The sequence below is a fragment of the Clostridium pacaense genome, from assembly GCF_020709765.2.
GTDB lineage: Bacteria > Bacillota > Clostridia > Lachnospirales > Lachnospiraceae > Enterocloster > Enterocloster hominis.
The window spans coordinates 1-257 of record NZ_JAJFEB020000145.1 but is presented as its reverse complement, the minus strand read 5'-3'; the positions used below and the strand labels follow the sequence as shown (position 1 = coordinate 257).

Annotated in this window: 1 pseudogene; it reads left to right on the top strand. The window is 44.7% G+C overall.

What is annotated here, in order from left to right:
- Positions 1-257, top strand: a pseudogene (locus tag LK536_RS58850) (RAMP superfamily CRISPR-associated protein); the annotation flags it as partial.

Here is a 257-nt window from a genome sequence, read left to right as displayed (position 1 = left end):
GTAGGAAGAATATCAAGAAGCAGGTTTGTTTTAATGAAGAGGAATCTGTTATTTTTATGGCGGAGACAGAGAAAGAGGTCCGGATGCATCATAAACGTCCTGCAGACCGGGCAATCGGTCATGCGCTGAATGAACGATTTGTGGATGGAGCTACGGATATGGGACAGTTTTTCCAGTATACATCTCTTTCTGGCGGCCAGCCTTTTTGCGGTACCATCAAAGAAAATTCAAAAGATCTTTCCCTGCTGATGGCATGC